Genomic DNA, 2,365 nt, shown 5'->3' with positions numbered 1-2,365 from the left:
CTCTGTCCGTGGTGGATAGGGGCGGTGGGTTTAGGGCACTAACTTCAGAGGGTAACAAAATGAAAAGACTGATTATTCCCGTTCTGGCTGGCGCGATGTCGCTTGCCGCTTTCCAGGCAATGGCCGCCGACAAGGTGACGTTGCAGCTGAAATGGGTCACGCAGGCCCAGTTTGCCGGCTACTATGTCGCCAAGGCCAAGGGTTTCTATGAGGCCGAGGGTCTCGACGTCGACATCAAGCCGGGCGGTCCCGATATCGCGCCCGAGCAGGTGATCGCCGGCGGTGGTGCCGACGTTATCGTCGACTGGATGGGCGGTGCGCTGGCTGCCCGCGAAAAGGGCGTGCCGCTGGTCAACATCGCCCAGCCGTTCAAGAAGGCCGGCATGGAGCTGGTCTGCCCGAAGGACGGCCCGATCAAGACCGAAGCCGACTTCAAAGGTCACACGCTCGGCGTCTGGTTCTTCGGCAACGAGTATCCGTTCTACGCCTGGATGAACAAGCTCGGCCTGAAGACCGAGGGCGGCCCGGACGGCGTCACGGTGCTCAAGCAGAGTTTTGACGTGCAGCCGCTGATCCAGAAGCAGGCGGACTGCATCTCGGTCATGACCTACAACGAATACTGGCAACTGATCGACGCCGGCTACAAGCCGGAACAGCTGACCGTGTTCAACTACTCGGCCATGGGCAACGACCTGCTCGAGGACGGGCTCTATGCGTCCGAAGACAAGCTCAAGGATCCGGCCTTCGAAGACAAGATGGTGCGTTTCGTGCGCGCCTCGATGAAGGGCTGGAAATATGCCATCGACAACAATGACGAAGCCGCAGGCATCGTCATGGACGGCGGCGGCCAGGACGAGAACCACCAGAAGCGCATGATGAGCGAAGTCGCCAAGCTGATCGACAATGCCGACGGCAAGCTTGACCCGGCGACCTACGAGCGCACCGCCAAGGCGCTGCTCGACCAGAAGATCATCACCAAGGAGCCGACCGGCGCCTACACCACCGCCATCACCGACAAAGCGGTCAAGTAAGCCTAGCCGGCAACACATCTATCCAGAAAGCGGCGCCTCCGGCAGAAATGTCAGAGGCGCCGTTCCTTTATGGTGTTCATGACGAAGCTGGTCTCGATCGAGGCGACGCATTTCAGCCGCGCGATCTTTTCCTTGATGAAGCGCTCGTATTGTTCGAGGCTTCCCGTCACCACTTTCAGCACATAGTCGCGCGAACCGGTGACGAGGTGGCATTCCAGCACCTCTTCCCAGCCGCGGATCGCGTCCTCGAACATCACGATCTCGTCTTCGTTCTGGCGGCTGAGCCGGATGGTGGCGATGGCGACCATGCTCCAGCCGAAGGCTGAGGGATCGACCAGCGTGGTGTAGCCTCTGATGACCCCGGTCTCCTCCAGCCGCCGCACCCGCCTCAGGCAGGGCGACGGCGACAGGCCGATGCGCTCGGCAAGCTCGTTGTTGGTGATGCGGGCGTCGGCCCGCAGCTCACGCAGGATTTTCAGGTCGAAATCGTCGGCTATCTTCTGCTGCACTTTCGGTCTCTCCAGGCAATTTGTTGCGGGGATGCAGCCATGTGAGCCCAAAAATAGCAAGGACTGGCGGAACGAGATCGCATAAATTGCCGTTCACTATTTCAGTCGAACAGGCAGGAAAAGCCATGACCGCGCCACGCCCGTCGAAAACCCATATCGGCAACCACAAGCTCCACCCGGAGACGCTGATGCTGAGCTATGGCTTCGATCCGCAGCTTTCGGAGGGCGCCGTCAAGCCGCCGGTGTTCCTGACCTCGACCTTCGTGTTCAAGTCGGCGGAGGAGGGACGCGACTTCTTCGACTACACCTCCGGCAGGAAGGAGCCGCCGAGCGGCACCGCCTCCGGCCTGGTCTATTCGCGCTTCAATCATCCCAACAGCGAGATCGTCGAGGACCGGCTGGCGATCTATGAGGGGACGGATGCCTGCATCCTGTTTTCATCGGGCATGTCGGCGATCGCCACGACGCTGCTCGCCTATGCCCGTCCGGGCGACGTCATCCTGCATTCGCAGCCACTCTACGGCGGCACGGAGACGCTTTTGACGCGCACGCTCTCCGGTTTCGGCATCGGTGCTGTCGGTTTCGCGGATGGCGTGGACGAGCCGGCGGTGCGCACGGCCGCCGACGCGGCCGTCGCGAAAGGCCGCGTGTCGGTCATCCTGATCGAGACGCCGTCAAACCCGACCAACAGCCTGGTCGACCTCGCGCTGATGCGCAAGATCGCCGACGAGATCGGCGCGAGCCAAGGGTCAACGCCGATCATCGTGTGCGACAACACATTGCTGGGTCCGGTGTTCCAGCGGCCGATCGAACATGGTGCCGTCG

At 61.6% G+C, this 2,365-nt stretch carries 3 protein-coding genes; 2 read left to right on the top strand and 1 reads right to left on the bottom strand.

Annotation, left to right across the window (positions count from 1 at the left end; translation table 11 throughout):
• Positions 1–59 precede the first annotated feature (59 nt).
• Positions 60–1,031, top strand: a complete 972-nt coding sequence (locus EN969_RS26945) for an ABC transporter substrate-binding protein (protein ID WP_013530916.1) — start codon at positions 60–62, stop codon at positions 1,029–1,031.
• 50 nt (positions 1,032–1,081) lie between these two features.
• Here the strand turns inward: EN969_RS26945 and EN969_RS26940 are convergent, their stop codons facing one another.
• Positions 1,082–1,540, bottom strand: a complete 459-nt coding sequence (locus EN969_RS26940; protein WP_024501498.1) for an Lrp/AsnC family transcriptional regulator — start codon at positions 1,538–1,540, stop codon at positions 1,082–1,084.
• 125 nt (positions 1,541–1,665) lie between these two features.
• Here EN969_RS26940 and EN969_RS26935 point away from each other — a divergent pair.
• A partial coding sequence (locus tag EN969_RS26935) for an aminotransferase class I/II-fold pyridoxal phosphate-dependent enzyme (RefSeq protein WP_127419545.1) occupies positions 1,666–2,365 on the top strand: 700 nt, incomplete at its 3' end.

The sequence above is a fragment of the Mesorhizobium sp. M7A.F.Ca.CA.003.01.2.1 genome (assembly GCF_003998945.1).
GTDB lineage: Bacteria > Pseudomonadota > Alphaproteobacteria > Rhizobiales > Rhizobiaceae > Mesorhizobium > Mesorhizobium ciceri.
This window is presented reverse-complemented; position numbering and strand designations above follow the sequence as displayed.